This is a genomic window from Bradyrhizobium sp. LB8.2 (assembly GCF_040548035.1).
GTDB lineage: Bacteria > Pseudomonadota > Alphaproteobacteria > Rhizobiales > Xanthobacteraceae > Bradyrhizobium.
Genome location: NZ_JBEPQV010000008.1, coordinates 32,526 through 57,475 on the forward strand (window position 1 = coordinate 32,526; position 24,950 = coordinate 57,475).

General features: G+C 61.7%; 21 protein-coding genes and 6 pseudogenes. 8 read left to right on the forward strand and 19 right to left on the reverse strand.

Features of this window, described 5'->3' with window-relative positions:
• Positions 1 to 53: 53 nt before the first annotated feature.
• The gene (locus tag ABIB06_RS12315) at positions 54 to 470 is read right to left on the reverse strand and encodes an ester cyclase (protein WP_354047262.1); all 417 of its coding nucleotides are present in this window, start codon (positions 468 to 470) and stop codon (positions 54 to 56) included.
• A gap of 172 nt (positions 471 to 642) precedes the next feature.
• On the opposite strand from ABIB06_RS12315, the gene ABIB06_RS12320 reads away from it, so the two are divergent.
• Positions 643 to 1,440, forward strand: a complete 798-nt coding sequence (locus tag ABIB06_RS12320; RefSeq protein WP_354047261.1) for a TetR/AcrR family transcriptional regulator — start codon at positions 643 to 645, stop codon at positions 1,438 to 1,440.
• A 22-nt stretch (positions 1,441 to 1,462) separates the two neighbouring features.
• Here ABIB06_RS12320 and ABIB06_RS12325 read toward each other — a convergent pair whose 3' ends face one another.
• From ABIB06_RS12325 to ABIB06_RS12365, 9 genes and pseudogenes are all read right to left on the reverse strand, one after another.
• Entirely contained in the window at positions 1,463 to 2,326 is an 864-nt protein-coding gene (locus tag ABIB06_RS12325) for an SDR family oxidoreductase (protein ID WP_354047259.1), read from the reverse strand.
• Between the two features lie 227 nt (positions 2,327 to 2,553).
• Positions 2,554 to 3,759, reverse strand: coding sequence for an ABC transporter substrate-binding protein (locus ABIB06_RS12330; RefSeq protein WP_354047258.1), 1,206 nt, complete (start codon positions 3,757 to 3,759; stop codon positions 2,554 to 2,556).
• A gap of 162 nt (positions 3,760 to 3,921) precedes the next feature.
• The gene (locus tag ABIB06_RS12335) at positions 3,922 to 4,536 is read right to left on the reverse strand and encodes an NAD(P)-dependent oxidoreductase (RefSeq protein WP_354047256.1); all 615 of its coding nucleotides are present in this window, start codon (positions 4,534 to 4,536) and stop codon (positions 3,922 to 3,924) included.
• Between the two features lie 217 nt (positions 4,537 to 4,753).
• Positions 4,754 to 6,311: pseudogene (locus tag ABIB06_RS12340) on the reverse strand (VOC family protein).
• 92 nt (positions 6,312 to 6,403) lie between these two features.
• The gene (locus tag ABIB06_RS12345) at positions 6,404 to 7,036 is read right to left on the reverse strand and encodes an ester cyclase (protein WP_354047254.1); all 633 of its coding nucleotides are present in this window, start codon (positions 7,034 to 7,036) and stop codon (positions 6,404 to 6,406) included.
• Positions 7,037 to 7,097: 61 nt separating this feature from the next.
• The gene (locus ABIB06_RS12350) at positions 7,098 to 7,691 is read right to left on the reverse strand and encodes an NADPH-dependent F420 reductase (RefSeq protein WP_354047252.1); all 594 of its coding nucleotides are present in this window, start codon (positions 7,689 to 7,691) and stop codon (positions 7,098 to 7,100) included.
• A gap of 63 nt (positions 7,692 to 7,754) precedes the next feature.
• Positions 7,755 to 8,213, reverse strand: a complete 459-nt coding sequence (locus ABIB06_RS12355) for a nuclear transport factor 2 family protein (RefSeq protein WP_354047251.1) — start codon at positions 8,211 to 8,213, stop codon at positions 7,755 to 7,757.
• 39 nt (positions 8,214 to 8,252) lie between these two features.
• Positions 8,253 to 9,122 carry an SDR family NAD(P)-dependent oxidoreductase gene (locus ABIB06_RS12360; protein ID WP_354047249.1) on the reverse strand — a complete coding sequence of 290 codons (870 nt, stop codon included), beginning with the start codon at positions 9,120 to 9,122 and terminating at the stop codon, positions 8,253 to 8,255.
• Positions 9,106 to 9,396, reverse strand: a pseudogene (locus ABIB06_RS12365) (hypothetical protein); the annotation flags it as partial. The pseudogene ABIB06_RS12365 and the gene ABIB06_RS12360, both read right to left, overlap by 17 nt.
• Before the next feature lie 309 nt (positions 9,397 to 9,705).
• On the opposite strand from ABIB06_RS12365, the gene ABIB06_RS12370 reads away from it, so the two are divergent.
• Positions 9,706 to 9,963: a hypothetical protein gene (locus ABIB06_RS12370; protein WP_354047247.1), complete on the forward strand. Its 258-nt coding sequence runs from the start codon at positions 9,706 to 9,708 to the stop codon at positions 9,961 to 9,963.
• Positions 9,964 to 9,997: 34 nt separating this feature from the next.
• Here the strand turns inward: ABIB06_RS12370 and ABIB06_RS12375 are convergent, their stop codons facing one another.
• Entirely contained in the window at positions 9,998 to 10,711 is a 714-nt protein-coding gene (locus ABIB06_RS12375; protein WP_354047245.1) for a helix-turn-helix domain-containing protein, read from the reverse strand.
• A 113-nt stretch (positions 10,712 to 10,824) separates the two neighbouring features.
• On the opposite strand from ABIB06_RS12375, the pseudogene ABIB06_RS12380 reads away from it, so the two are divergent.
• The 3 genes and pseudogenes from ABIB06_RS12380 to ABIB06_RS12390 all read left to right on the forward strand — a co-directional run bounded on the left by ABIB06_RS12380 (position 10,825) and on the right by ABIB06_RS12390 (position 13,133).
• Positions 10,825 to 11,989, forward strand: a pseudogene (locus tag ABIB06_RS12380) (MFS transporter).
• 23 nt (positions 11,990 to 12,012) lie between these two features.
• Positions 12,013 to 12,261, forward strand: a complete 249-nt coding sequence (locus ABIB06_RS12385) for an aldo/keto reductase (RefSeq protein WP_354047243.1) — start codon at positions 12,013 to 12,015, stop codon at positions 12,259 to 12,261.
• Positions 12,258 to 13,133: an aldo/keto reductase gene (locus ABIB06_RS12390; RefSeq protein ID WP_354047241.1), complete on the forward strand. Its 876-nt coding sequence runs from the start codon at positions 12,258 to 12,260 to the stop codon at positions 13,131 to 13,133. The genes ABIB06_RS12385 and ABIB06_RS12390 overlap by 4 nt, the downstream gene beginning before the upstream one ends.
• On the opposite strand, the gene ABIB06_RS12395 is transcribed toward ABIB06_RS12390, so the two are convergent.
• Complete coding sequence (locus ABIB06_RS12395) at positions 13,040 to 13,942, reverse strand: helix-turn-helix domain-containing protein (RefSeq protein ID WP_354047239.1); 903 nt, start codon at positions 13,940 to 13,942, stop codon at positions 13,040 to 13,042. The two genes, ABIB06_RS12390 and ABIB06_RS12395, sit on opposite strands and share 94 nt — an antisense overlap.
• 226 nt (positions 13,943 to 14,168) lie before the next feature.
• On the opposite strand from ABIB06_RS12395, the gene ABIB06_RS12400 reads away from it, so the two are divergent.
• The 3 genes from ABIB06_RS12400 to acmB all read left to right on the forward strand — a co-directional run bounded on the left by ABIB06_RS12400 (position 14,169) and on the right by acmB (position 18,827).
• Positions 14,169 to 15,482 (forward strand): ISNCY family transposase, encoded by a 1,314-nt coding sequence (locus tag ABIB06_RS12400; protein ID WP_354068756.1) that lies wholly within the window; start codon positions 14,169 to 14,171, stop codon positions 15,480 to 15,482.
• Positions 15,483 to 15,789: 307 nt separating this feature from the next.
• A complete protein-coding gene (locus ABIB06_RS12405) occupies positions 15,790 to 17,430 on the forward strand; it encodes a flavin-containing monooxygenase (protein WP_354047235.1) in 1,641 nt (546 codons plus the stop codon).
• A 203-nt stretch (positions 17,431 to 17,633) separates the two neighbouring features.
• A complete protein-coding gene (gene acmB, locus ABIB06_RS12410) occupies positions 17,634 to 18,827 on the forward strand; it encodes a methyl acetate hydrolase AcmB (RefSeq protein ID WP_354047233.1) in 1,194 nt (397 codons plus the stop codon).
• Positions 18,828 to 18,923: 96 nt separating this feature from the next.
• On the opposite strand, the pseudogene ABIB06_RS12415 reads toward acmB, so the two are convergent.
• The 7 genes and pseudogenes from ABIB06_RS12415 to ABIB06_RS12445 all read right to left on the reverse strand — a co-directional run.
• Positions 18,924 to 19,502: pseudogene (locus ABIB06_RS12415) on the reverse strand (threonine synthase); the annotation flags it as partial.
• A 1-nt stretch (position 19,503) separates the two neighbouring features.
• A pseudogene (locus tag ABIB06_RS12420) lies at positions 19,504 to 19,734 on the reverse strand (IS21 family transposase); the annotation flags it as partial.
• 620 nt (positions 19,735 to 20,354) lie between these two features.
• Entirely contained in the window at positions 20,355 to 21,596 is a 1,242-nt protein-coding gene (gene ltrA / locus ABIB06_RS12425) for a group II intron reverse transcriptase/maturase (protein ID WP_354047231.1), read from the reverse strand.
• 658 nt (positions 21,597 to 22,254) lie between these two features.
• Positions 22,255 to 23,100 (reverse strand): alpha/beta fold hydrolase, encoded by an 846-nt coding sequence (locus ABIB06_RS12430; protein ID WP_354047229.1) that lies wholly within the window; start codon positions 23,098 to 23,100, stop codon positions 22,255 to 22,257.
• 265 nt (positions 23,101 to 23,365) lie between these two features.
• A complete protein-coding gene (locus ABIB06_RS12435; RefSeq protein ID WP_354047227.1) occupies positions 23,366 to 24,040 on the reverse strand; it encodes a transposase in 675 nt (224 codons plus the stop codon).
• A gap of 28 nt (positions 24,041 to 24,068) precedes the next feature.
• Positions 24,069 to 24,406 (reverse strand): annotated as a pseudogene (locus tag ABIB06_RS12440) (transposase domain-containing protein); the annotation flags it as partial.
• 238 nt (positions 24,407 to 24,644) lie between these two features.
• On the reverse strand, positions 24,645 to 24,908 hold the full coding sequence (locus tag ABIB06_RS12445; RefSeq protein WP_354047226.1) for an SDR family NAD(P)-dependent oxidoreductase: 264 nt from the start codon (positions 24,906 to 24,908) through the stop codon (positions 24,645 to 24,647).
• Positions 24,909 to 24,950 lie beyond the last annotated feature (42 nt).

A 24,950-nucleotide genomic window follows, 5' to 3' on the forward strand; every position in this document is an offset into this window, starting at 1 on the left:
TGTCTGAGCCACACAGGAGCGGCCCGTCCGCGTCAGGCTCCTGACGATCGCAATTAAGGGGCGACCTGTGTGTTAAACGTCGTGGGATTCCAGTAGTCCCTGTGTTCGATGATCCGGCCCCCGGAGATGCGCATGAAGCAGCATCCTTCAATGCGAAAAGACTTACCCGTAGGCGCCTGACCAAACGATTCACCCAGGAATGTGCCGGACATCACCCACTCACCGGCAGCCGTCTCGGCTGTGACAGCGCAAAACCCCACATCCATTTTGAAATCCGGAAAGGTAACGAATGTCCCCTCGAAGAAGGTCTTGATGGCGTCCCGGCCGCGAAACGATTTGTCCAAGGCGACGTCACGATAGAGGGCGCCCTCAGCGAACAGGCCGAGAAACAACACGGAGTCCTGCGTGCTCCAGGCCTTGGCCCATTGCCTCACCAGGTTCTCACCGCCTTCGGCGTGCTGATTATTCATAGGATGGTCTCGGCTGGCGAACAGGGTCAAATGTCGTCCGCACGCGCCGCGACATCGCCGCTCCCGTGACGCGCCTGCTTAAACATTCGGCTCAATCGGACTAGGTGTCAATAATGACCTTTCGTCTACATAAGCCTAGGTTGAGTCGACGAACGTCGTCGCTGGTGATAAAATGAATGCGAATCCTGACAAACCGGATCGTATTAGCCCTTCACTGGCCGGAAAGCCGCCGGCCTTCAACGCACCAGGTTCGATGCCAGCCAAAGCAATTGCGAACGACGACCCGCCGGAGACCGCCAACCGCAACGACCGCCGGCGGCAGCGCACACGCGAGACTATTCTCGCCGCTGCCGAACAGGTTTTCCGCGGGAAGGGAATCGACACCACGACCGTGAACGATGTGACCGAGGCGGCGGACGTAGCCTACGGTTCGTTTTATAACCACTTCAAATCTATGGAAGAGGTCGTGTCAGCACTCGTAGAAGCTTCGCTGCGGCGGGTCGCGGACCGCACGGCAAGCATTCTGGATAAGGCGGACAGAGTTGAACTTTTGCCATGTGTTGGTGCTCGGGTCGTGATGCGTACGCTCTGGCAGGATCCGGCGATCCGCTGGATGCTAGGCCGTCCCTACATCTTCGTTGAGGAGTTCTACAAGGTAGGAACGCCCTTCATGCTCCGATTTGAGCGCGAAGCGGTCGAAGCCGGTGTATTGAAGCCGGCTGGAGGCCACGACTGCTGGCTCAAGACCTACCCATGGATTTTGATTGGCGAGCTGACGGCACTGGCGGAAACCGGCAATATCCTGGAGCACGAGAAGCGGTTTGCCGAAATCAGCTTGCGTTTCCTCGGCGTCGATGATGCCCTTGCCCCGAAGTTGATCGCCCGTTCACGCGAATTGGTGCTCGAAGGCGGGCTACCGGAGCCAAAGCGTGGCGCTGCCAAGCGCGCCAAGCGCGCGACATCATCGTAGCGGCGCCATCACGCGCACCTCGCTATACTCTGTGCGCGCGCTCGGCTAATTCGCGCAGGCTGGGCACGAAGAGATCGGGTGTGATGTCAATGTCCGCGATGCCTGGCGGATTGTAGCGCGTCAGATCGGTGACGCCGTTCGCGGTGAGCACTTCGTCGTCGACAAAGAAGTTTCCGGTCACGGTCTTGGCGTTCGACGTCAGCACCAGATAGGCGGCGTCGGCCATGATCTGCGGCGAGCGAAGCGAACCGACATCGAGATGTGACTTGAACTCGGCCATTGCCGCGGTATCTATCGCAGTACGTGGCCACAGTGCGTTGGCTGCGACGCGTCCGCGAAACTCGCCGGCAACGCCAAGAATGACGAGGCTCATGCCGTACTTTCCCATTGAATAGGCGACATGTGGAGCGAACCAGCGCTCCTCCATCTGAAGCGGCGGAGAGATCGCAAGGATATGAGGATTGTCCGACTTCAACAAATGCGGCAAGCATTTCTGCGTGACCAGGAAGGTACCACGCGCATTGACGGCATGAATCAGGTCGTAGCGCTTGACCGGCGTGTCAAGGATCGGCGTCAGCCGCACCGCGCTCGCATTATTGAGGCAGATGTCGATCCCGCCGAATAAGTCGACTGTGGCTGCGACTGCGGCCTCCACTTGATCCTCTTCGCGGATGTCGCACAGCAGCGGCAGGGCTCGGCCTCCGGCCTCTTCGATCTGGTTTGCGGCGGTGTAGATCGTGCCCGGAAGTGACGGATGCGGCTCGGCAGTCTTTGCCGCGATCGCAACGTTGGCGCCATCGCGCGCCGCGCGCAGCGCGATCGCAAGCCCAATGCCTCGCGAGCCGCCGCTGATGAAGACTGTCTTTCCCGCTAATGGTCTGTTCATGCCACTCTCCCGATTACTGCCCCGCCATTGCTAGGCAAGGGTGCTTGCGCCTTCTCGATCCGCACCGGCAGCACTCCTTGCGAGGACCTGCGTGCGCCTACCTCGTGCATCAGTTTGGCCACCAAGTGGTCGAATGGCAAAAGCAACCCCTGCTCCGTTTTTTTCATAGCCTCGGGTGCCAAAAGCCGCTGGCCCTTCGTGACTTGAACCGCTGGCGCGGCAATTGCTCAATCGATATTTAAGATCGGTCCGAAGCGTTCCCAATTGGCCCCGTCGAACCGCTGCAGCTGCAGCTGCTCGATCGGATAATGATCGGTCGGCGACGTCGTCAGCGTAATTCCCGGCAGCAACAGGTCGAGTTCCAGCTTGTTCAGACTCTCCGCCTGTTTAAGCACGTTGGCGCGGCTCAGGTTGTCGCCACACTGCTTCAGCACCTGCGTCATGGCTTGCGCGGACATGTAGGCGTACACCAGGTTCGAATTGCTTTTGTCTTCGTCGGGCAGGTATTTGGCAAGGAACGCAAGAAACGTTTTCATACCCTCGTCGTTGGCCCACACCGGATCATCGGTATCCTTGGCGTAGTTCGTGCTTATGACGCCCTTGGCGTGATCGAGACCCGCCGGCTTGAGCACCGAACCGACGGAGATCGAGATGCCGTGCAATATCTGCGCCGGCTTCCATCCCATTTCACCCGCCTTCCTGATGGCCATTGCGGCGAATTTCGGTGTCGTAAAATTCGCGAATACTTCCACGCCAGCGGCGCGCAGCTTCAGCAATTGCGACTCAACCGTTGGTTCGGTTGACTCGTAGGTCACTTCCGCAACGATATTTTTGGCCTTATCGCCAAGGCCCTGCCTGAAGCCTGTAATATTGTCGCGGCCAAAACCGTCGCCGGAATAGAGGACACCGATCTTGGCGTTCGGGTACTTTTCTGCAACATAGCGTCCATATACCCGGGTCTCACCCTCGGTGTGAGGTTGGAAGCCCATCGACCACGGGTATTTCTTATGATCACCGAACACCGTACCGCCGGAAGCGATGAACAAATGCGGCACTTGCTTCCCGTTGACATATTTGATGATCGCCATATTGGGCGGCGTCCCCAGCGTACTGTACAACAGCAACACCTCGTCACTTTCGATCAGCTTGCGCGCCTGCTCGACGGTTTTCGGCGGGCTATAAGCATCGTCGTAAGAGAGAAACTGGATCTTGCGGCCGTTCACGCCGCCCTGATCATTGATCATCTTGAAGTAAGCGGCCTGGGCACGGCCGACGATCGCGTAAGCGGACGCCGGACCACTGTAGGATTCCGTGTTACCGATCTTGATCGTCGTGTCGCTGGCGCCGGGATCGTATTTCTTCTCGGCATAGCATGAGTTAACGCCCATCAAGATGAATACACTACCGAGCAGCGCGGCACATATCTTGGACATCCTTCCCTCCTTGCATTGCTGTCTTTTGCGCCGTTCGCGCAGCGACGATTTCGGCGCCGCCTCCGGCACCGGCGCACCGCGTCTTTCCGCGCGGCTACGCCGATCTCTTCAAATGGCACTCCGAAACGTTCGCGCTCGCCGGGTCCCGGCTAGGGCGGACGTTCAATAACCGACCGTGAATCTGCGGCGAGAGTGGCGCGGCTGTTCTATCTCGTCGACCAGCGCCACGGCGTAGTCTTCGTAAGAAATCCAACTTCGGCCGTTTGCGTCGCGTAATACGGTGTCCGTTCCGAGCCGGAAAACACCCGTACGCTCTCCGGAAACGAACTGCGCCGACGGCGACAGAAACGTCCAGTCGAGATCGTCGGTCGCGCGCAAGCGATCGAGGAAGGCGCATCCGGCTCGCGACTCCGCCTGGTACGGCTCCGGCACACCGCCCGCGTCGATCAACCTAACGCCATTGCCGTTGTCAAGACTGCCCGCACCGCCGACAGCGACGTAACGCGAAACACCCGCCTTGCGCACCGCGCCGATTAGGCTGTCGGCCTCGCCATCGAGGAAGTGAACGCTGCTTACGACAACATCGTGACCCGCGAGCGTCGCGGCAAGGGCGTCGCTTTGATTGGCATCACCCGATCTTGCGACGACGCCATCCAGCTTCAGAACCCGTTCGGGATGTCGAACAACGGCGGTCACGTGATGACCACGACGCGCCAACTCGCTGAGAATGCGCGACCCCGCATTTCCCGTCGCGCCGATCAGGCAAACGTTTACCATCGAAACCTCCCGCTGAGCGAAGACCCCATTTGATCGGAGTTCGAAACGTTGGCTGTGGATCACGAATTGTGCCGCCACCTTCCGCGAGGAACGTGACTTTCCAGAAGCTAGGCGTTCTTGAATGAGATGTCAATTATGACGTATTATCTATTTTGTCGTACTTCGCTGGACGATTCCAGATCCATGAGAACGAAAATCTTCCGGGGCCATGCTGGGATCAGCCGGGCCAGTTCTTGACCGACGTGCGCGCGACATGCAGATCATCGTCACTCAGTTCGTGGCCAGCAGAAACCGTGAGGGCAGACACCGTCGCGTTACGCGCGCTCAAGACTGCCGCTAGGCCGGGCGGAAGGGATGCATAGGGATCATCGCGCCCCTCGATCATCAATACCCAGCAGCCGGACAGATCTGCCTCCGGTCGCGACTCGAGAACCATGGATGGTCGAAGCAGGATCGCGTACCGGGCGAAGGGTGGATGGAGGAGCATGGTCGCTGCCAGGAAGTTCGCTCCGTTGGAATATCCGAGGAACGCTAGTTTCTCGGGGACAAGCCGATATCCTTCGATCGCACCTTCCATGAAGGCGGCAAAGGCTGCTGCCTCCGCCCGTATGTCGGCTTGATCGAACGTGGTGTCCGAGAACCGGCGGAACCAGCGCAACACGCCCCTCCTCCACGCTGCGTCCACGCACGCCCAGCAATGTGGCGCGCGGCATCAGCCTCGCCGCGAACGGCATCAGATCGGCCTCGTTCCCGCCAGTTCCGTGCATCAGAACGAGCGTTGTGCCATCCGGATCGGATGGGACATGGAATCGGTGCACAAAGGGCAACTCGAGATACTGGATGCGGTCTTCGCCGGGCATCGAAAACTGAGGTAGTCGCGTGCGGATCGCATCAGCCTGATCTACATTGGAAGGCGGAACAAAGAGCACCGAGCCCAGAGTTTCGATGGACTCATCGACCGTCATTCCAGGTCCGTCGGTTGCGAGTTCGAACAAGGCCTCTCCGGGCTCTCGGACGTACAGCGACACAAAATACTTGCGGTCGTGAACGTTGGTGAGGCTGGAGTTGAGACTTGCAAGTTTTCTCTCCGCCTCCACGAGGGACTCGAGGTCCGGTGTGCGGAAGGCGATATGGTCGACGACGCCCGCTCCTGGTGCGCCTGGCCAGAAGCCGGAGGCCTCACGAACGTCGACCACGTCTCCGCTTTCCGAGACGAGACGCTGCACGGCCCCGGCCTGTTTAAGGGGGCGATATCCGAAATAGTTCTGCAAGAACACCGACGTCTGCTCGGCAACCGCCGAATAGATCGTCGCACCACGAATGCGCCGAATTGCGTGCTCCGGCTCGATTCCGTGGGTGTGGTGCGACGGCGCATTGGCGCCGAGAGCGCTACCTACGATCTTGAGCACTACGCCATCTGGATCGGTCAGGCGCAGAACGGGCTCACCGAATTCCTGCGTTGGTCCGATGGACTTCAGCCCGAATTGCAACGACCGCGTCACCCAGAAGCCAATGCTGGCGGGATCGACGGATAACGCGACTTCTGCGACTTGACCAAGGCCGATCCGGCCTGGCGACCCGTCCTCCCACACGAGGAAGGTGATGAGGGACCCCGGCGAACCGATGCGGTCGCCATAAACCAGATGCAACTGCTCGGCGTCCTCGAACCCACCGGTTCGCTTGGCAAGACGCAGCCCGAGGAAGCCGACATAGAAATCAACGTTGGTTTGGACCCTGCGCGTGATCAGCGTGATGTGGTGGATCCCCGATGCCATGCCGCGCTCCCTGCCGACAATATCTCACTGGGCACTTATCGGACGTACGCGGAAGGAATCAATGTGCGTCAACCCTGAAGCTGCCGCATCATTTACGCGAAGTCCGCGACTTCCCAATGCTCCGCGAACTGTCCGCTTTCAATTCGATAGAGCTGAAAGGCCATCGCGTTGATCTCTCTGCCAGTGGCCCTGAGACCAGCGAAGTCGCCTTTGTGCGTCCCGCGGACGGCGCTCAGGACAGCAGCCTTGTCGCCCTCAGCGACCATCGTCGAAATCTGTAGCTTCAGATCAGCAAACGCGGAGTGAAGTCCCGCGAAGTACTGCTTGAGGGTCACGCGTCCGCGACCTTGCCCAACCCGATGATCGTTGTAATCCTGCGCGACTATCTCGTCAAAGACGTGGAAATCTCCGCTTTCGACGGCCGTGAAGAAGCGCCGTACGAGTGCTTTGTTCTCTTCTAAATTTAACGACATACCGCGTTCTCCATTCGAAATTTGCTCAACATCGCTGTCATCGTTGGTGTGGTGCGACGGAGCGTGGGCACCAAGGGAGCTACCCACGATTTTGATCACTATGCCATCTGGATCGGTCAGGCGCGGTACGGGCTCGCCGAATTCGTGTGTTGACCCGCTGACCTTGAGCCCAAATTGCAGCGACCGCATCACCCAGAAGCCGACGCTGCCGGGGTCGACGAGTGCTTTGTTCTCCTCGATACTTGACGCCATGACGCGTTTTCCAGTTCAAAAGTATGTTCAACCGTTCGTTGCTGTCATCGGCCCGCGCCGTTCATCCGAGTTGAACGAAGTCCTTGCCGGAAACACCACCGCCGAACTGTTGCGCACGGCCGCCTTCGGCGATGCCGCCGAGATCGACGGCGGCAAAACCGAGGCGGTCAACGAGATCCACAACAGCGAGCCGAGCCGATTGATCATCGCCCGAGACGAACAGAACCCGCCGGCCGCCGAGCACCGCCGGGTCGGCCCCGAGGACAGCCGCAGGAAGCGTGTTGAAGGCTTTCACCACGCGTGCACCTGAGACGGCCTCAGCAATGATGTCCGTCGACGGACGGCCCTTGAGGTCGCGCGGCGAGAAGGCAGGGAAGTCGATGGCGTTCGTGGCGTCGACCACGATGCGGCGGTCCCATTCAACACCCTCCACAGCACCCCGAACGGCATCGAACGGAATCGCTAAAATGACGACGTCGGCCCGAAGGGCTTCCGAGGCAGTCACCGGCTTTACGATAGGGCCAAGTTCACTGACCAGGCCAGCTAGGCTCTCTGGGCCCTTCGAGTTGGCGAGGGCAACATCGATGCTCATGGCGACGAAACGTCGCGTGAGCGCGGTGCCAATCGCTCCCGATCCAAGGATGGCGTAGTTCATTTCTTGGCCCTTCCTAGTGCGTTTCGTTCGTGGTCCGGGCCGATCTCTGGACCTGTTGCCCTCTCAGAACATTCCGTTTGCATTGGCGCGGGGAATGTTCGGCGCGATCAACGGGGCCGAGTTTTTCGGATCGCCGACCACCTGTAAGGTGTCCCAATGTTCGATCGCTTTGCCGTCAGCGTCCATTTTGTAGATGTCGACGCCGGCGATCCCGGTATCGTTCGGATCATCATTGAACAGATTTAGAAAATTTACGTGAGCCCATACGTAATCGCCGACTGCGATGATGCGGTGGACGACAACGCGGGAATTGGCACGCTCGCGAGTAACCTGACCGAAGTATTTCCCCAACGCCTCGGCGCCATCCGGAATGAGCGGGTTGTGTTGAATGTACGATGGACTGACGTACTTGGCCGTGGCTTCCTCCGACTTCTTCTGGTGGATCATCAGGTCATAGAGAGCGAGGACATTGTTCTTGTTGCGAACAGCGCGGTTATCGTTGGTGTCGACGAGTACGATCATGGGTAGCTTCCTTCTCATGAAATGTGATTGTCGGTTGACCTAGCTCAGACCGACGACTTGGAGTCGGAACGCATCCAGTTCAGCGTCAGACTTCTCTCGAGCAACACGGAGCATCTCTTCGGCGTCCGACCCTACCGGTGCGCGACTCGGCGCGGGTTTCTGCTCAGCCAGTTCGATCACGCGCGTGGCGGCCGCGGCCGACTCGAGCCCGCTGCTCTGCATGCTGTTGAGCGTATTCGCGAAGGTTCCGAACGTCTGACCGTACAACTCGCGCTGCTCAGAACTCATATCGTCCGCGACCCGCTTTAGAGCGGCAGCCGTCTTCGCCGGCCCCCCAGTCTTCATATTGCCCGCCGCAGCCACCACGACATCGACGCCGAAGCGCTTCAGTTCGGCGCGGTAGACGGCCGCAAACACCTCCATCGCAGCCTTCGATGCGCCTGATGGTCCGTTGAACGGGAGCGGCACGCTGGCGGTCCAGGTGCTGACCTGGACGATGCGACCACGAGCCTTCCTCAGTGCCGGCAAGAACGCGTTCATGACGGAAAGCGCGCCGAACACATTGACGTCGAATTCGCGCCGGATGGCGTCGAGTGGCAGAATTTCGATCGGGCCCGGGGTCAGGATGCCTGCATTGTTGATCAGGATATCTAGGCCCGCATCGCCGAGCGCGTCGGATACGCCGCCGGCCCAGGCTTTCACCGCCTGTTCCTTGGTCATGTCGCAGACGGCCAAGCTGACTCGCCCACCGGAGGCGTCCTTCAGATCCTGGACCTCCGCGGCGGACATGGCCGTGCCGAAGACAATATAGCCCTTGGCCGCCAGTCCGAGCGCGATATCGCGGCCAAGGCCGCCGCCAGCGCCGGTGACCGCGGCGGAGCAACTCGAATGTTCAGAGGGATTCGGCATTTGAGTTCTCCTTTTCAGTCGGCGGTTGCTGCTTTGACCGTGCGCGGACGAGTGGCGCCACTTCGGTTCCGAGCAGCTCTATGGAGCGCTTCATCGCAACCGTTTCGATGGTTGCGGTACTCGTTTGGAAGGTGATCCTTGAGACGCCGCCGAGTGCACGGCCGGCATCGAGCATCTTGCTGACGACGGTTTCCGGATCACCGATCAGAAAGGCGCCGTTCGGGCCGCACATCACCTCGAACTGCTCGCGCGATGGCGATGACCAGCCGCGCTCGGTGCGACGCTGGTGATCCAAAGCGTCGAACTGCAGGCGCGAGATCAGTCTCGCCTGTTTTGAATGACTTATCAAGTATGACGTATAATTCAATTGTGGAGCTATCCGCTCGTGGACAGGCGAGCGTCCTTGATGGGCACCTGCAACTATCTGAAATGCTCGATAAGCAACTCGGTCAGGACTCGTCCTTTTCGCGCGGGGTGACCCGGGGGGTCGAACGACAAATACGCCTCCAACTTTGAGACACCGAGCCTGTTAATCAGCGTGGGGTTCCCGGCGCCGATCGGCGAGCTAAGCTATTGACCTACTTTGCGGTGGAGGGACCCGCGCGATCCGCGACGCCGAGACGCCCAAGGTGCTATTCACCAGGTCGCCGGATTTGAGCTGGCCGAGAAGCTGGCCGACAAGCTGGGTTGGGGCGTCGCCGACGTGCAGCCCTGGATCGAGGGCACGTTCGCCTTTGACGTCGACGGCCAGCTCGCCAAGGTCTTGCAGCTCAACGTTCCGATGCTCGTCGGCAAGGCGCTCGAGGTCACGCTGCGTCCTGCCGAGGGAGGCCGCCCATGAACGCCTTGGCAACGACCGATCAACCCCTGACCGTTCACTCCAGGGCGCGTCTGCAGCAGCGCGCGATCCCTCCGCTCGTCGTCGACCTGCTGATGCAGTTCGGATCCGCCTCGCGCGCCAACGGCGCAGAGAGGCCAGGCGGCCCGAGTTGCGCTTCCCGCTTCGACAGCACGCCGAGCCGCACCCGAATAGGTGCGCATGAGCCGCCGACAGGCGCAAGATCGTGGGGTGGGCGGATCTGGAAGAAATACGTGGACATTTTCTGCTCGAAGTCGGCGTCGCGACGCTCCAGATAGTAGCGCACCTTGTGCGGCTTGATCTCCTCCTGGCCGAGAATCTTGCACACCGTGCCCTGGACCAGATGGGCGAGACATTCATGTCCGGCCTCTGGTCCGTGCTCGCGCGCATGGCGGACCAGCAGCCGCGTCGTCCACAACTCGTGCGGATAACCGTGCTCCTTGGCCTTGTCGCACGCCAAAGACACCAGCCAGGCCTTGGCCTCCGGCGTAATCACCGGCTCTTTGCCCGGTCGCGGCCGGTCCTCGAGGGCCGCCAGCGCCCCATAGGCGACCGCCCGCTCAACGCAACGCTGGACCGTCTGATGATGGACGCCGAGTCTCTGTCCCACGGCAAAGAACGACGGGTTCTCGCGGTACGCAAGCAGCATCGCCGCCCGCGATACCCGGCTCGCCGGCTCGGTCCGCGACCGCGAAAGAGCCGTCAACGTTTCTATTTCCGCCTCGGTCATCGCCAACTCGACTGCTTGCCGCCATGTTGCCATGATACCAATCCTCGTTCAGACAAACTCAAACGAGGAATCCACGAACACACTTCCAGTTCCGTGGACACCGGTTTCATGGAATCGATGGTCTAGCCTTGACCGCCAGTGCCTTTGGCATCGGCACCACCGAATTCCTCATCATGGGACTGCTGCTGCAGGTCGCCGCCGACATGCAGGTATCGGTATCCGCGGCCGGCCTGTTGATCTCCGGCTATGCACTCGGCGTGTTCGTGGGCGCGCCGATCCTGACGCTGGCAACACGGCAGATGCCGGGCAAGGCGGTGCTGCTGGCGCTGATGGCGATCTTCACGCTCGGCAATGCGGCGTGCGCGCTGGCGCCGAGCTACGGGTTCTTGATGGCGGCGCGCATTCTCACCTCGCTGGCGCACGGCACCTTCTTCGGCGTCGGCTCGGTGGTTGCGACAGGTCTCGTCCCGGAAGACAAGCGGGCGTCGGCGATCGCCACGATGTTCATCGGTCTCACGGTCGCGAGCCTGCTCGGCGTTCCGTTCGGCGCCTGGTTCGGCCTGATGCTCGGCTGGCGCGCAGCATTCTGGGCGGTGGCGGTGATCGGCGTGGTCGCCTTCATCGTGCTGGCGGTGCTGGTGCCCGGTCATGTCGGAGCCAAGGACAAGCCTGCGCCGCTGCGCGCAGAGCTTGCCGTGCTCGGCCGCCCGCAGGTCCTGCTCGGGCTTGCCATGACGGTGTTCGGGTTCGGCGGGCTGTTCGCCGTCTTCACCTACGTGCAGCCGATCCTGACGCGGCTCACCGGATTTTCCGATGCCGCGGTGTCGCCGATCCTGCTGGTGTTCGGCGCCGGTCTCGCGATCGGTAACGTCGCGGGCGGGCGCCTCGCCGACAAAGGACTTGCGCGCTCGCTATTGGTGTCGCTCGGCGGCCTCGCCGCCGTGCTCGTCGCGTTGGCGGCGGTGGTCTCGATCAAGGCATTGGCGGTCGCGCTGCTGTTCGTGCTCGGCATCGCCGCTTTCGCGACCGTCGCGCCGCTGCAGCTGCGCGTACTCGAAGCCGCCGGCGTGCAAGGGCGGACGCTCCAGCCTGAACATCGCGGCCTTCAATCTCCGCAATGCGCTCGGCGCCTGGGCCGGCGGCGTGACCATCGATCGCGGCCTCGGCGCGCTGCCGCTGGTGGCGGCGTTCATCACCGCGATCGGGCTGTTGCTTGCATTGTGGAGTCTGCGGCTCGATCGGCCCGCCGTCCTGGCCACACAGTGCCCGGCCGAGTGAGCCGGATCAAAAGGAGTATGACCATGGAACATCGCAATCTCGGCGCCTCCGGCCTCAAAGTCCCGGTGCTGAGCTTCGGCACCGGCACCTTCGGTGGCCGGGGACCCTTGTTTTCGGCGTGGGGCAGCAGCGGTGTCGACGAGGCGCGGCGGCTGATCGACATCTGCCTCGAGGCCGGCGTCAATTTGTTCGACACCGCCGACGTCTATTCGAACGGCCATCGGAGGAGATTCTTGGAGCCGCCATCAAGGGTCGCCGCGACAAGGTGTTGATCTCGACCAAGACCGGCCTGCCGATGGGCGACGGTCCGCTCGATGCGGGCACGTCGCGGCGTCGACTGGTCGCAGTCGTCGACGCTGCGTTGCGCTGGCTCGGCACCCCGACTATATCGACCTGCTGCAGCTTCATGCCTTCAACGCCTTTACCAATCGACGAGGTGGTCTCGACGCTCGATACGCTCGTGCGCGCCGGCAAGCTGCGTTATGTCGGTGCCTCGAATTTCTCCGGCTGGCACCTGATGAAATACCTCGGCATCGCCGAGCGGCACGGCTGGCCGCGCTATGTGGCGCACCAAGTCTACTATTCGCTGGTCGGCCGCGACTACGAATCCGAGCTGATGCCGCTCGCGCTCGATCAGGGCGTCGGCGCGCTGGTCTGGAGCCCGCTCGGCTGGGGCCGGCTCACCGGCAAGATCAGGCGCGGCCTGCCGCTGCCCGAGAGCAGCCGGCTGCATGAGACGGCGCAATTCGGGCCGCCGGTCGACGACGAACGGCTTTTCTCCATCGTCGATGCGCTGGACGTGGTGGCCGCCGAGACCGGCCGCAGCGTGCCGCAGGTGGCGATTGCCTGGCTGCTGACGCGGCCGAGCGTGTCGTCGGTCATCATCGGTGCGCGCGATGAGGTGCAGCTGCGCGACAATCTCGGCGCGGTCGGCTGGTCGCTGGCGCCGGACCAGATCGCGCGTCTCGACCGTGCGAGCGCCGTGGTGCCCGCCTATCCCTCAATCCGCCGCCGGTGTGAGCCGGGCGCAAGCCTGCCGGCGTCGCGGTCTCACGCTGGTGCGGTGTGCTCGCAGACCTGCCGGCGATATTCCGCCGGTGTGAGGTTCATGTGCTGCCGGAACACGCGGTTGAGGTGGCTTTGATCGGCGAAGCCGCTGAGCAGCGCGATCTCCTTCAGCGCGGCACGGTCCTTACGCAGATGCCGGCACGCGTGCTCCACCTTGCGGCGCAGGACGTAGGCGTGGGGCCGCATGCCGTAATGGACGCGGAACTTGCGGGCGAACTGCACCGGCGTGCAATTGCAGATGTTCGCCAGCTCCTCGAGCGTGATGTTCCGGAAGATGTTCTGCTCGATGTAGTCCTCGATCAGCCGGGCGTGCGCCGGGCGAAAGCGTCCCTGCGCGCACGGCATCTTGAATTCGATCGCCGCATATTTCCGCAGGATGTGCACGCTGGCCTGCAACGCCAGCGCGTCATAGCAGAGGCGGCCGCCCGGCCCTCCTGCCGCAACCTCCTGAACCATCTGGTCGTTGATCCAACTCAACATCGGATCCTCGGCCTTGAGCAGGTCGTGAAGCTCGATCGTCTCGGCATCGCGGTCGAAGGCGTCGCTCGCGGTTTTCATCATGAGCGCAGGAGCGATATAGAAATGGGTGACCTCGATGTCATCGTTCCAGCGCCAGTTCGACGGCTCTGCGCGGGTCAGCAATGACGTGACGCCGCGACCGACGTGATCCTGCTTCCAGGCGCCGGTGACGCGGCGGTTCATCGACGTTACGCCCTCGCGATAGAGCACGATGATGAAGTTTGCCGACGGGGGCACGCAGATATCGGATGGTCCATAGCGGAAGATCCGCAGCCGGAAATCGCTCCTCCCGACCGAGGCGCTGTCCAGCTTCAGCTCACCTGGCGCGTAGCGCGGCAACTCCTCGACCGTGATCAACTGGCCCATCGCGCAAGCCTCCTCCCTGGACTCCGTGGCGCGGTTGACCGCTTCTTCTTGGCCGGACGGCTGGGTGCAGTATAGGCCGCTTTCGCGGTTTGCCAAGCCGACCAACGGCCGATGTCAGTAGCGCGTGATCTGTCGCCTGTTTGTAGCTCGTGAAGTGTCGTGTTTTTGGTGCCCCGGAACAAAGGGGCACGATGGCACGGCATCCATTCACGAGGGTGTACGACGGATGCGGTTTTCGGATTTGCTGGATCGGACGGAGGCGAAGAAATTGACGCAGGAGGCGGCTTCCGAGCTTCTCGGGATCAGCGTGCGGACGTTTCAACGCTGGGCGGACCGCTTTGAGGCGGAGGGCGATGACGGGCTGATCGACCTGCGCATGGGCCGGCGATCGCCAAGGCGGGCGCCGGCGGAAGAGCTGGAGCGGATGCTGGGACTGTTCCGGGACAAGTACACGGACTTCACGGTGAAGCATTTCCACGAGCAGATGCAAAAGCGGCATGGCTATTTGCTGGGTTACACGGTGACGAAGCTCGCCTTGCAGGCGGGCCTGGTGCGGAAGGCGCCGAAGCGTTCGGCGCACCGCAAGAAGCGTCCACGGCGGCCACCGCCGGGCATGCTGCTACATCAGGACGGGTCGCGCCACGTCTGGATCGAAGGTCTTCCCGCGATGGATCTGATCGTCACGATGGACGATGCGACCAGCGAGATTTATTCGATGCTGCTGGTCGAGGAAGAAGGGACGGCGTCGACGTTCCAGTCCCTGGGCGAGGTGATTGGCGAGCACGGTCTGTTCTGCGCGCTCTACACCGATCGCGGCAGCCATTACTTCTACACCCCGAAGGCCGGCGAGAAGGTCTCCAGGACGCAACAAACCCAAGTGGGACGGGCTTTATCGCATCTCGGGATCGAGCATATCGCGGCCTATTCGCCGCAGGCGCGCGGGCGTTCCGAGCGGGTGTTCAGCACGTTGCAGGGCCGGTTGCCCAAGGACCTGCGGCTCGCCGGGATCAACACGGTCCAAGCCGCCAATGTCTGGCTGAAGGCCCATTACATCGCCGAGCATAACGCGGCGTTTGCGATCAAGGCCGAACAGCCGGGCACGGCGTTTGTTGCCGACAAGCACGAGGCGTGGCGCGAAGCGCTGTGCGTGATCGAAGAGCGGACCGTCGGCAACGACAACACGATCGCATGGAGCGGCCGGCGGCCGCAGTTGCCGGAGAGCCGGCTCAGGCCCCACTTCGTCAAGGCCCTGGTGCGGGTCCATGCATATCCCGATGGCACCGCGAGCGTGTTCCTTGGCCCGCATCGACTGGCGACGTTTGCCGCCGACGGACACCAGATCAGCCCCGACGCGCCCGAGCCTGGCAGCGTGCTCGGAGCCGTCAAGGACAAGCCCTTGCGGGCGCGCAAGCGCGCGTCCTTGACCGCTCCTGCGCGCGCCGCCGTCCAATTAGCGCGGGTCGGGACGGAGAAACGAGCTTCAAGTCGAACAAAGAAACCGACAAGGAGAGCTAACCCGCAGGCAATATCTCTGGCATGACCAAGCTGGCGGAACCGTCCACGCCTTCCGGCTCCGCTGCAGCTCCACAACGAAGGCGACAGATCACGAGCTACAAAAACACGACAACTTCACCCGCTACGAACAGCCGACCAACGGCCGATGCGTTGATTGCGCGGCGGCGTTCCAGAGAATGTCGGTTTCATCCAAGCCGCTCGCACCAGCGGCCGGTAGCCTGCTCTGCGTTTCGGCGACTGCGCCAGCGGCCGAGCCCAATTTGACGCAGCGCACCATCATCCGGCGTCACGGCGGGTGGGTACGTACGTGCCGCAAGATACAGGAGGAAACCATGAGCGAGACCGTCACAAGGTCGAATGGAAGCAACGGTGCGCATGCAACGACAAAGCTCGACGCCGTGGTCGTCGGCGCCGGCGTCGCGGGTCTCTATCAACTGTTCCGTCTGCGCGAGCAGGGACTGAGTGTGAAGGCGGTCGATGCCGGTTCAAGCGTCGGCGGCACCTGGTACTGGAACCGCTATCCCGGCGCGCGCTTCGATTCCGAAGGCCACACCTACCAGTACCTGTTCTCGGAGGAGCTCTACAAAGGCTGGAGCTGGAGCGAGCGGTTTCCGGGCCAGCCGGAAATCGAGCGCTGGCTGAATTACGTCGCCGACCGCCTCGACCTGAAGAAGGACATCCAGTTCGGCACCACGGTGAAGAGCGCGCACTTCAATGAAGCGACGCAACGCTGGCTGGTGACGACGGATCGGGGCGATGTGATCGACGCGCAGTTCCTGGTCACCTGCTGCGGCATGCTCTCGGCGCCGCATGTGTCCTTCCCGGGACAGGAGACGTTCAAGGGCAAGCTGTTCCACACTGCGCGCTGGCCCAAGGGACCGGTCGAGCTTGCCGGAAAATGCGTCGGCGTGGTCGGCAACGGCGCGACCGGAATCCAGGTGATCCAGTCGATCGCCGGCGAGGTCGGTCATCTGAAGGTGTTCATCCGCACCCCGCAATACATCATCCCGATGAAGAACCCGAAATGGGATGCGTCGGACGCCGAGGCCTACAAGTCGAAATTCAAGTTCCTCACCGAACGCCTGCCGAAGACGTTCACCGGCTTCGAGTTCGACTTCGAGCACGTCTGGGCCGACCTGACGCCGCAGCAGCGCCGCCAGGTGATCGACGACTGCTGGAATGACGGATCGCTCAAATTATGGGTTTCGTCCTTTGCCGAATTGTTCTTCGACGAAGCCATCAACGCCGAAATCAGCGAATTCGTGCGCGAAAGGATGCGCGAGCGGATCAAGGATCCCAAGCTGTGCGAGCAGTTGATTCCGTCCGACTACGGTTTCGGCACGCACCGGGTGCCGCTGGAGAGCAATTTCCTCGAGGCTTTCCACCGGCCCAATGTCGAGATCGTCAGCGTCAAGAACAATCCGATCGCCCGCATCACGCCGGACGGCATCCAGACCGCCGACGGCACGGTGCACGCGTTCGACGTCATCATCCTGGCGACCGGCTTCGACGCCGGAACGGGTGCGTTGACACGCATCGACATACGCGGCCGCGACGGGCGATCGCTGAAGGATGACTGGGGCAGGGACATCCGGACCACGATGGGCTTGCAGGTCCACGGCTATCCGAACCTGTTCACCACGGCGGTGCCGCTCGCGCCCTCGGCCGCGCTTTGCAACATGACCACCTGCCTGCAGCAGCAGGTCGAGTGGATCGCCGATTGCATCAGTTATTTGCGTGGCAAGGACCTGAACGTCATCGAGCCGACCAGGGATGCCGAGGATCAGTGGGTGGCCCATCACGACGAGACCGCCAACGCAACGCTGATAGCGAAGACCAATTCCTGGTATCTCGGCTCGAATGTCGAGGGTAAGCCGCGCCGGGTGCTGTCCTACTGCGGCGGCGTCGGCACCTACCGCCAGAAATGCGACGAGGTCGCCGCCAGCGGCTATCGCGGCTTCGCTACGCAGTAGCGTCCGACCGCGACCCGACTTCGTGGCCCGGATGGAGCGCAGCGCAGTCCGGGCCTTGTGCCGCACGCTGTCACCGGTCCCGGATTTCGCTTCGCCGCATCCGGGCTACGCAGACCGGGCAGGCGAAGACTCGAGCGGGAGGCGCCTCGCGAATGCGGCCATCTCGCTCGAGGCTGACAACATCACAAATCAGGAGGAAGACAATGAGCACCAACTTCAGCGCGGCAGCAGATGCAATCCTCGACGGTGTCGTGACCTCGAACCCGCGTGTCCCCGGCGTCGTGGCGATGGTGACCGACCGCCATCGCAACATCTATGAAGGCGCCGCCGGCAAGCGTCGCCTCGACCAGCCGGCCGACATGACGACCGACAGCGTGTTCGCCATATTCTCGACCACCAAGGCGATCACCGGGACGGCCGTCCTGCAACTCGTCGAGGAGGACAAGCTCGATCTCGACGCGCCGGCCAAGACCTACGCGCCCGACATCGGCAAGCTCCAGGTGATCGAAGGCTTCGACGACAGGGGCGAGCCGCGGCTCCGCGCGCCGAAGCGCGACATCACCACCCGCATGCTGATGGTCCATAGCGCGGGCCTGAGCTACGACTTCATCAATCACACCTACAACCGGCTCGCGCAGGAGAAGGGGCAGCCCAGCGTCATCACGGCGTCCAAGGCTTCGCTGATGACGCCGCTGCTGTTCGATCCGGGCGAGCGGTGGGAGTACGGCACCAACATGGATTGGAGCGGCCAGATCGTCGAGGCCATCACTGGCCGCCGGCTCGGCGAGGTCTTCAGGACGCGGATCTTCGAGCCGCTCGGCATCCTGGATACGACGTTCGAGCTCACCGATGCGATGCGCCGCCGGCTCGGCGGCATTCACGCCCGCAACGCCGACGGCTCTCTCACGCCGATGGATTTCGAACTTCCGGCCAATCCCGAAGTCCACATGGGCGGCCATGGGCTCTACGGCACCATCGGCGACTACATGCGGTTCATCCGGATGTGGCTGAATGACGGGGCCGGCGAACATGGCCGGGTCCTGAAAGCCGAAACTGTGCGGATGGCGGAGAAGAACCATCTCGGAAGCAACAAGGTCACCGCCATCACCGGCGTGATCACCTCGCTCGCCAACGACGCCGAATTCTTCCCCGGCCAATCGAAATCCTGGGCGCTGAGCTTCATGATCAACGACGAGCAGGCTCCGACCGGCCGTCCCGCCGGTGCGCTTGGCTGGGCCGGTCTCGCCAACCTGTTCTACTGGATCGACCGGCAGAACGGCCTCGGCGGATACTGGGCGACGCAGATCCTGCCGTTCGGGGATCCGACCTCCTTCATCGGCTACATCAATTTCGAGACCGCATTCTACGACGCTCTGAAGCTGCGCAAGGCGGGTTAGAGCACGATCCGGAAACGCACGAAGCGGTTTTCCGAGAGATCATGTTCAAATGACTGGCAAAAGCGCGGTGACGATTCGGCCCGATCTCATCGCGCTTCAGCCGCCGAGCAGCTCCGTGATCAGCGACGCCGCCTTGATGCCGGTGCCGCTGATGATGACGACGGTGCGCTCGGCCGGCCGGATTGCGCCGCGCGCGATAAGCACGTCGAGCGCGGCGGCGACCGAGGCCGAGGTCGGCTCGACGAACAGGCCGGTCTGCGCCAGCCGCTTCAATGCGGCGACGATGCCGTCTTCGGGAATTGCGACGGTGCCGCCGCCGCTCTCCCTCAGCGCCGCGATCATCTGCTTCAGCCGCAGCGGATGTTTGATCGCGGTGCCCTCGGCGATGGTCTTGCGGACCTCGCGATCGACGGGCGTGTCGACGCCAGCGGCAAAGCTGGCATCGACCGGCGAGCAATTGAGCGGCTGTGAAGCGAAGAGCCGCGGAAGCCGCTCGATCTGGCCGGCCGCGAGCAGCTCCTTGAAGCCGATATAGCAGCCGAGCAGGCTGCTGCCGGCGCCGACCGGCATGATGACATTGTCCGGCGCGGCGAAGCCGAAATCTTTCCAGATCTCATAGGCCAACGACTTCGTGCCTTGCAGGAAGAACGGCTGCCAATTGTGACTGGAGTAGAAGAGCCGCCTTCAGCATCGGCACGACCTCTAGGACAAAGACGTTGGCCAAGGGATCCGGCCGGCGCCTTTGCCGCGGTGACTTCTTTTGCGACGGAAGACGCAGATCCTTCTCGAGCCGATAAGCGGTCGACGAACTGAACGACACCTTCGCGGCCACCACTGGCGGCGAATTGGTTTGACGGAACTTCATGTAGAGCCTCATCTGGTGATCGGTGAGATGGCAGCCTGGCAACGGGTGATTCCTCTTTGGCGAGAAGAACCATCCATCACCGGCCAGCCGCGATCACCAGACGGCGCGGTCCGCTCGGATCGCGCCGTCGCCGGGCTCGTAACTCCGGTCGGGCTACGCCCTCCCTACGTCACGAGTCCGGCGAAGCTCTCTCATCCTGATTGACGCTGCACTTCCATCCTGATTGCCGCGCCGCAGACGCTCGACCGAACAGCTACCCGTCAGCGTTTTCCACAGCGCAATCGGCTTCGAAAGCCATCCTCATCGGTCCTAAAGAGAGCCTCAGGCCCATCAGCCCCCGTCACCACCTGATCGTCACGCTCTCGCGACGCGCGTCCACCGTCAACACCGCAATCAAATCGCCATAGCGCGCGCCTCACCGTCGGCAACTCATCTCCCGCGCGTTCCTTCATTGGAGGCTTTCGGACGACGGCCCCGGTGCAAGCCGAATCGTCGCCATGGGCCGTCATTCGCGGTAGGGACGGCTGTTGCCAGCCGCCCCCCGCACAGATCCGTACGTGCCCAATTCGGGCATACGGCTCCTACCTTGAGTATCTGACGGCAAAGCGCTGCTGCGGCCACGGATGAAGGATTTTCGGCTTAGGGAGCCAGTCATCAGCGATCTACTTAATCCGCTGCCAAGTGATCCCACCTCGCTCGCTGCGTCGCGATAGCGAGCAGCGCCAGAGGTCGACCACGTGATGGCGGAAAGCTCCGATCGCCGCCGAGTTGGTCGGCACGGCGTGGTAGGCGAAGTAGCCTCTGACAACCTGCGCCAGCCAACGCCCCTGCTCGGGGATCGGCTGATGCATCCGCCGTCGCATCTCCTCCTTGATCTCCTTGAGCTTGCCCCGCATGCGGTCGCGTCGGGATTTCCTCTTGAGGAGGAACTTGCCATGACGAGAACGTCCGCAGATGTGGGTGAACCCGAGGAAATTGAAGGTCTCCGGTCTGCCGAGCCCGCTCCGCTCGCGTCGGTTCGCCGCTTGGCGACCGAACTCGATCAGACGGGTCTTCTCCGGATGAAGCGACAGCGCGAACTCCTCGAACCGCTTGCGCATCGCGTCCCAGAAGCGCCGGGCATCGACTTCGTGCGCGAACCCAACGACGATGTCGTCGGCATACCGCACGATCATCATTCCGCCCGTGGCCTCGTGCCGTCGCCAGCGCTCGGCCCAAAGATCGAACACGTAGTGCAGGTAGACGTTGGCGAGCAGCGGTGAGACCACCGAGCCCTGCCCCGTTCCTTTCTCACTGGCCGTGACGACCCCGTCCTCCAGCACGCCCGCCTTCAGCCATTTCTGGATCAGGCGGATGATGCGTGGGTCGCCGACCCGATGCTCGACAAAACGGATCAGCCAACGCTGGCTGACTTCATCGAAAAAGGATCGGACGTCCGCGTCAAGAATGAAGTTCACCTTCTTGTCGGTGATCCCGACCGCCAGAGCGTCCAGCGCATCATGCTGGCCGCGCTTCGGCCGGAAGCCATAGCTGAACCCGAGGAACTCTTCCTCGTAGATGCAGTTCAGCACCGCAACGGTCGCTCTCTGGACGATCTTGTCCTCGAGCGCCGCGACCGCCAGGGGCCTCTGTCGCCCGTCCGCCTTCGGTATATACGTCCGGCGTGATGGCGTTGCCCGGTACGCTCCTCGATGGACCCGTGCATGCAGATCAGTGAGGTTACGCTCAAGGTCTGCGGCATAGGCTTGCCACGTCAGCCCGTCCACCCCGGGGGCGGCGTCGCGCTTGAGCACGAGGAACGCCTCCCGAAGCAGATCGACACTGATGTGGTGGAAGAGCGCGGTGAACTTCTCCTTCGTCCTTTGATGAGCTGCTTTCCGTACGCGAGCGAGCGCTTGGGTCACACGAGTCCGACCCTGTGTCCGGTGTGTGCTTTGCTCGCCTGCGTTCCTCTTGGTCCCCGCCCTTGGCTCCACCGGCTCCGCCGCCGGTTGCCCGGCATTGTTCGTCGGTTTCACAGCTACTATGGCGGAGTCAGACTTCCCACGGTCGTGCATCATCGGCTTCGGCTCCTCGCCTTCCCGATGCGGACCAGAGCAGCACCCGTTACACGCGCTGCCGGCCGGCCGTGGGACCTCCCGGTTCCCGTACAAGAAGCTTCCGCACATGCCAGGGTCTGTGACCACGCCGAGTCGTCCGGACGCTCGCGAGTAGCGCGCCCGTGCACATGGCCTTCCACATTCGGAACTGTGTCGGCACTCGGGATGATAGGTCTTTCGCGGTTCAATGGCTGGCCTATGCACTCCCCTGCCGACGCTTCGCCGGCGCCCTTGCGGGCGTCTGCGCACGGCTCGGGGCCGATGCGAATCGCTACTCCTTCATCGTAAGGGACTTGCACCCTCTACTCCTTGCCGGTCTCCCGGCGCACTCCGAAACCCTTCACAGGAACGGACTCGTGCTCCGCAGCAGTTATCTTCTCTATTCGATCACCTCGTCGGAGCGGGCGAGCAGGGTCATTGGAATGTAAAAGCGGAAATGCAAGGTGTCCCTGAAAGGCTGTTTTCAATGCTCCGAAGTAAACTTTAAAACAGCTTCATTGAAAGCCTTTGGATTCTCGGCGGTCATTGCGTGACCCGCGTAAGGAATAATGACCGGCGGCTCGAAATTGCCCCGATTTTGCATCTCAGAAATCAACACACCGTACATTGGCGGCGATTTCTCGCCATTTATCATAAGGACGGGGAAATTGAAATTCCGCAGCTCTTCGTTTGTGGTGAGAGGAAGTGGATCATCGACGATCGCCGTCCGAATATTCTGAAGAAACTCTTTCTGCCGCCCCGCTGACAAACTCTCCCAAAAGTCCGGACCGATCAAGCGATGCATGAAGCGGGCCGTGCCGCCCTCAACATCTCCATTGGCTACATCTTTCCGCAAATCAGCAAACAAGTTTGATCGGAAGGCCGTCGCTGTTAAATTCGCTTTCGTTTCAGGAAGCTCAAGCCTAACACCTGCATCCGCCAGAATGAGGGTTCGGATGAAGTCAGGATATTTTTTCGCCACTTCGATAGCAACTGCACCGCCGCGAGAAACACCCAACAAGTGGACCGGACCAAGGTCCAGCTTTTCTACGAAGGCGCCCACATCGTCGGCGTGCTGGGCGAATGAGAAATCGTTTCCCACGCCGTCCCACAATTCAGGGAAGTAGTGCCTGAGGCTTACGCTCATAACTCGATGTTGTTTGGAAAACGGTTCGAGCTGGTCCGGCCAAATTCGATAATCACAGAACGATCCATGGACCAGGACAAGTGGCGGGCCAGCTCCACGATCTTGATAGGCCATGGGATATCCATTGACCTCGATCCATTTTACATCAGCAGGGATCGACCACTTCAGCGGAAGATAAGACATCAGGGAAGCTCCAGTATGGTCCGTCAATGGCCGAAATCGTACCACTTTGGGATCGAGCAGAATACTAGCTGCGCTGAGTCCGTTTAGGGTCTTGGTTGTGTAAAAAAGTCCTAGCGGAAGCATAGACGCGTCGCGAGCTTGGCGACGTGGCGGGGCAGTCATTTTGCCGAGTTTGGCGGCGTTTTCGATATGGCCGCGCTCCTGATGCGGATATCAGCGGTCTTGGGCGGTTCTTCACGGGCAGACGAAGGGGTATCTGAGACGACTATGCCCTCATCGCCGCCATGAGCGGTTGGATACCCATGATGTTCATGACGCGCGTGAGATTGTAAGCCAGCACATGGAGTGCCATCTCGGCGGCAACCCGTGGCAGCGTCTTCACCAAGAAGTGGGTTGCTCCCATCCGGGCCTTGATGGTGCCGAAGGGATGCTCGACCGTCTCGCGCCGCTGGCGCATCTTCTCCGGATGCTCGTCGAGTCGCCGCTGAACGGTTTCGAGAAGGTGTTCATGCTCCCATCGGGTGATTCTCCGCTCCTTGCCGGTGGTGCAGCTCTGCTTGATGGCGCAGCGCTGGCAGGCGTTGGTCGAGTAGCGGCGCAGGACTAATTCGTTTTCTTCGGTCGTAAAGGAGTAGGCGAGCCGCTCTCCCGCCGGACAAATGTAAACATCCTCCTCGAGGAGATAGCGGAAGTCCTGCTTGCCGAAGCGCCCTTCCGTCTTTGAGTTCGAAGTCATCGGCTTCGGCAGCGTGACTGTGATGCCGGCTTCCTCGCATGCCAAGATCTGTCCGCTGCTGAAGTAGCCGCGATCGGCGACGACATCGAGGCTCGTGGCTTCCAGCGTCGTTTTCGTCTCTTTGGCCACGTTGGCGAGCTGCGACCGGTCGGTGCCGACGTTGGTCACCTCATGCGTGACGATCAGTTGATGCTTGGTGTCCACGGCGACCTGGACGTTGTAGCCTACGACGCTGGCGCTCGGCGCGCTTGCGTGTAAATCCGCGCACCGTCGTCGTCCTCGCGACAGCCCGCTCCGCCGCAAGCTCATCTTCAGTGGCGTCGGCTTCCAGCTCTTCGAACGTCAGCGCCAATTGGTCAGCCGTGATGATCGCTCCGATCGCTGTCCATAAATTTGGCGCTCGAGCTTGGCGATCCGAAGCTTCTGATGGACAATCAGCGCGCTGTCCTCCGACGCCTTCGCGCGGGCAACCGCAAGCTCGGCTGCAATCTCCAAGGCCTTGGCGCGCTCGACCGCCAGAGCCTCCCTCAGGGCTGCGATATCAGAACCAGAGTTGTGATCAGCATCCATGCGACGCAGTGAATCACAGATCGGATGCGTTGTGACTCCCCAAAAAAGCGAAGATCGCAGATTTATTTCCTCAGCCCGCGCTTTGCGGCCGCCAGCTGAGTTGCGGGTTCCTCCAATCGATGCCCTCGAGCGAGGGGATTGAGGAATGTCCCCAATAGTGAATCTGACAAATCATTTCCGGAGGTGGTCGAGGTTCGGGACCCCCACCATCCTTTGTGCGGCCGCTCATTTCGAGTGATCAGGAAGATCGGCCAGCGAGGCCGAGGCATTCCCGCTTCGTATGAAGTTGAGTTTCGCACAGGAAGCAGTCTCCTGATTCAGGCATCTGCTCAAACCGACCCTTCTCATCCGCCCCTCCGAGAGCGTCGCGGCAGCGGTCAAGGCTTCTTTGGTCCATATCCGCAACGATTGCCCACCAGCCCTCTGCGAGCACGGCTTCGACGACGGCGAGCCCAATGCCGGATGCTCCGCCCGTGACAAGTATTGTCTGCTGACCCGTCATCACTATCTCCAGGACTGCTCTAAGCTGTCTTCAACGAGTGAG

What these genes read in the sequence shown, in the direction of transcription:
- ABIB06_RS12315 (WP_354047262.1), bottom strand. Translation starts at nt 470, where the DNA reads ATGAATAATCAGCACGCCGAAGGCGGTGAGAACCTGGTGAGGCAATGG.
- ABIB06_RS12320 (WP_354047261.1), top strand. Translation starts at nt 643, where the DNA reads ATGAATGCGAATCCTGACAAACCGGATCGTATTAGCCCTTCACTGGCC.
- ABIB06_RS12325 (WP_354047259.1), bottom strand. Translation starts at nt 2,326, where the DNA reads ATGAACAGACCATTAGCGGGAAAGACAGTCTTCATCAGCGGCGGCTCG.
- ABIB06_RS12330 (WP_354047258.1), bottom strand. Translation starts at nt 3,759, where the DNA reads ATGTCCAAGATATGTGCCGCGCTGCTCGGTAGTGTATTCATCTTGATG.
- ABIB06_RS12335 (WP_354047256.1), bottom strand. Translation starts at nt 4,536, where the DNA reads ATGGTAAACGTTTGCCTGATCGGCGCGACGGGAAATGCGGGGTCGCGC.
- ABIB06_RS12345 (WP_354047254.1), bottom strand. Translation starts at nt 7,036, where the DNA reads ATGGCGTCAAGTATCGAGGAGAACAAAGCACTCGTCGACCCCGGCAGC.
- ABIB06_RS12350 (WP_354047252.1), bottom strand. Translation starts at nt 7,691, where the DNA reads ATGAACTACGCCATCCTTGGATCGGGAGCGATTGGCACCGCGCTCACG.
- ABIB06_RS12355 (WP_354047251.1), bottom strand. Translation starts at nt 8,213, where the DNA reads ATGATCGTACTCGTCGACACCAACGATAACCGCGCTGTTCGCAACAAG.
- ABIB06_RS12360 (WP_354047249.1), bottom strand. Translation starts at nt 9,122, where the DNA reads ATGCCGAATCCCTCTGAACATTCGAGTTGCTCCGCCGCGGTCACCGGC.
- ABIB06_RS12375 (WP_354047245.1), bottom strand. Translation starts at nt 10,711, where the DNA reads ATGACCGAGGCGGAAATAGAAACGTTGACGGCTCTTTCGCGGTCGCGG.
- ABIB06_RS12385 (WP_354047243.1), top strand. Translation starts at nt 12,013, where the DNA reads ATGGAACATCGCAATCTCGGCGCCTCCGGCCTCAAAGTCCCGGTGCTG.
- ABIB06_RS12395 (WP_354047239.1), bottom strand. Translation starts at nt 13,942, where the DNA reads ATGGGCCAGTTGATCACGGTCGAGGAGTTGCCGCGCTACGCGCCAGGT.
- ABIB06_RS12400 (WP_354068756.1), top strand. Translation starts at nt 14,169, where the DNA reads ATGCGGTTTTCGGATTTGCTGGATCGGACGGAGGCGAAGAAATTGACG.
- ABIB06_RS12405 (WP_354047235.1), top strand. Translation starts at nt 15,790, where the DNA reads ATGAGCGAGACCGTCACAAGGTCGAATGGAAGCAACGGTGCGCATGCA.
- acmB (WP_354047233.1), top strand. Translation starts at nt 17,634, where the DNA reads ATGAGCACCAACTTCAGCGCGGCAGCAGATGCAATCCTCGACGGTGTC.
- ABIB06_RS12430 (WP_354047229.1), bottom strand. Translation starts at nt 23,100, where the DNA reads ATGTCTTATCTTCCGCTGAAGTGGTCGATCCCTGCTGATGTAAAATGG.
- ABIB06_RS12445 (WP_354047226.1), bottom strand. Translation starts at nt 24,908, where the DNA reads ATGACGGGTCAGCAGACAATACTTGTCACGGGCGGAGCATCCGGCATT.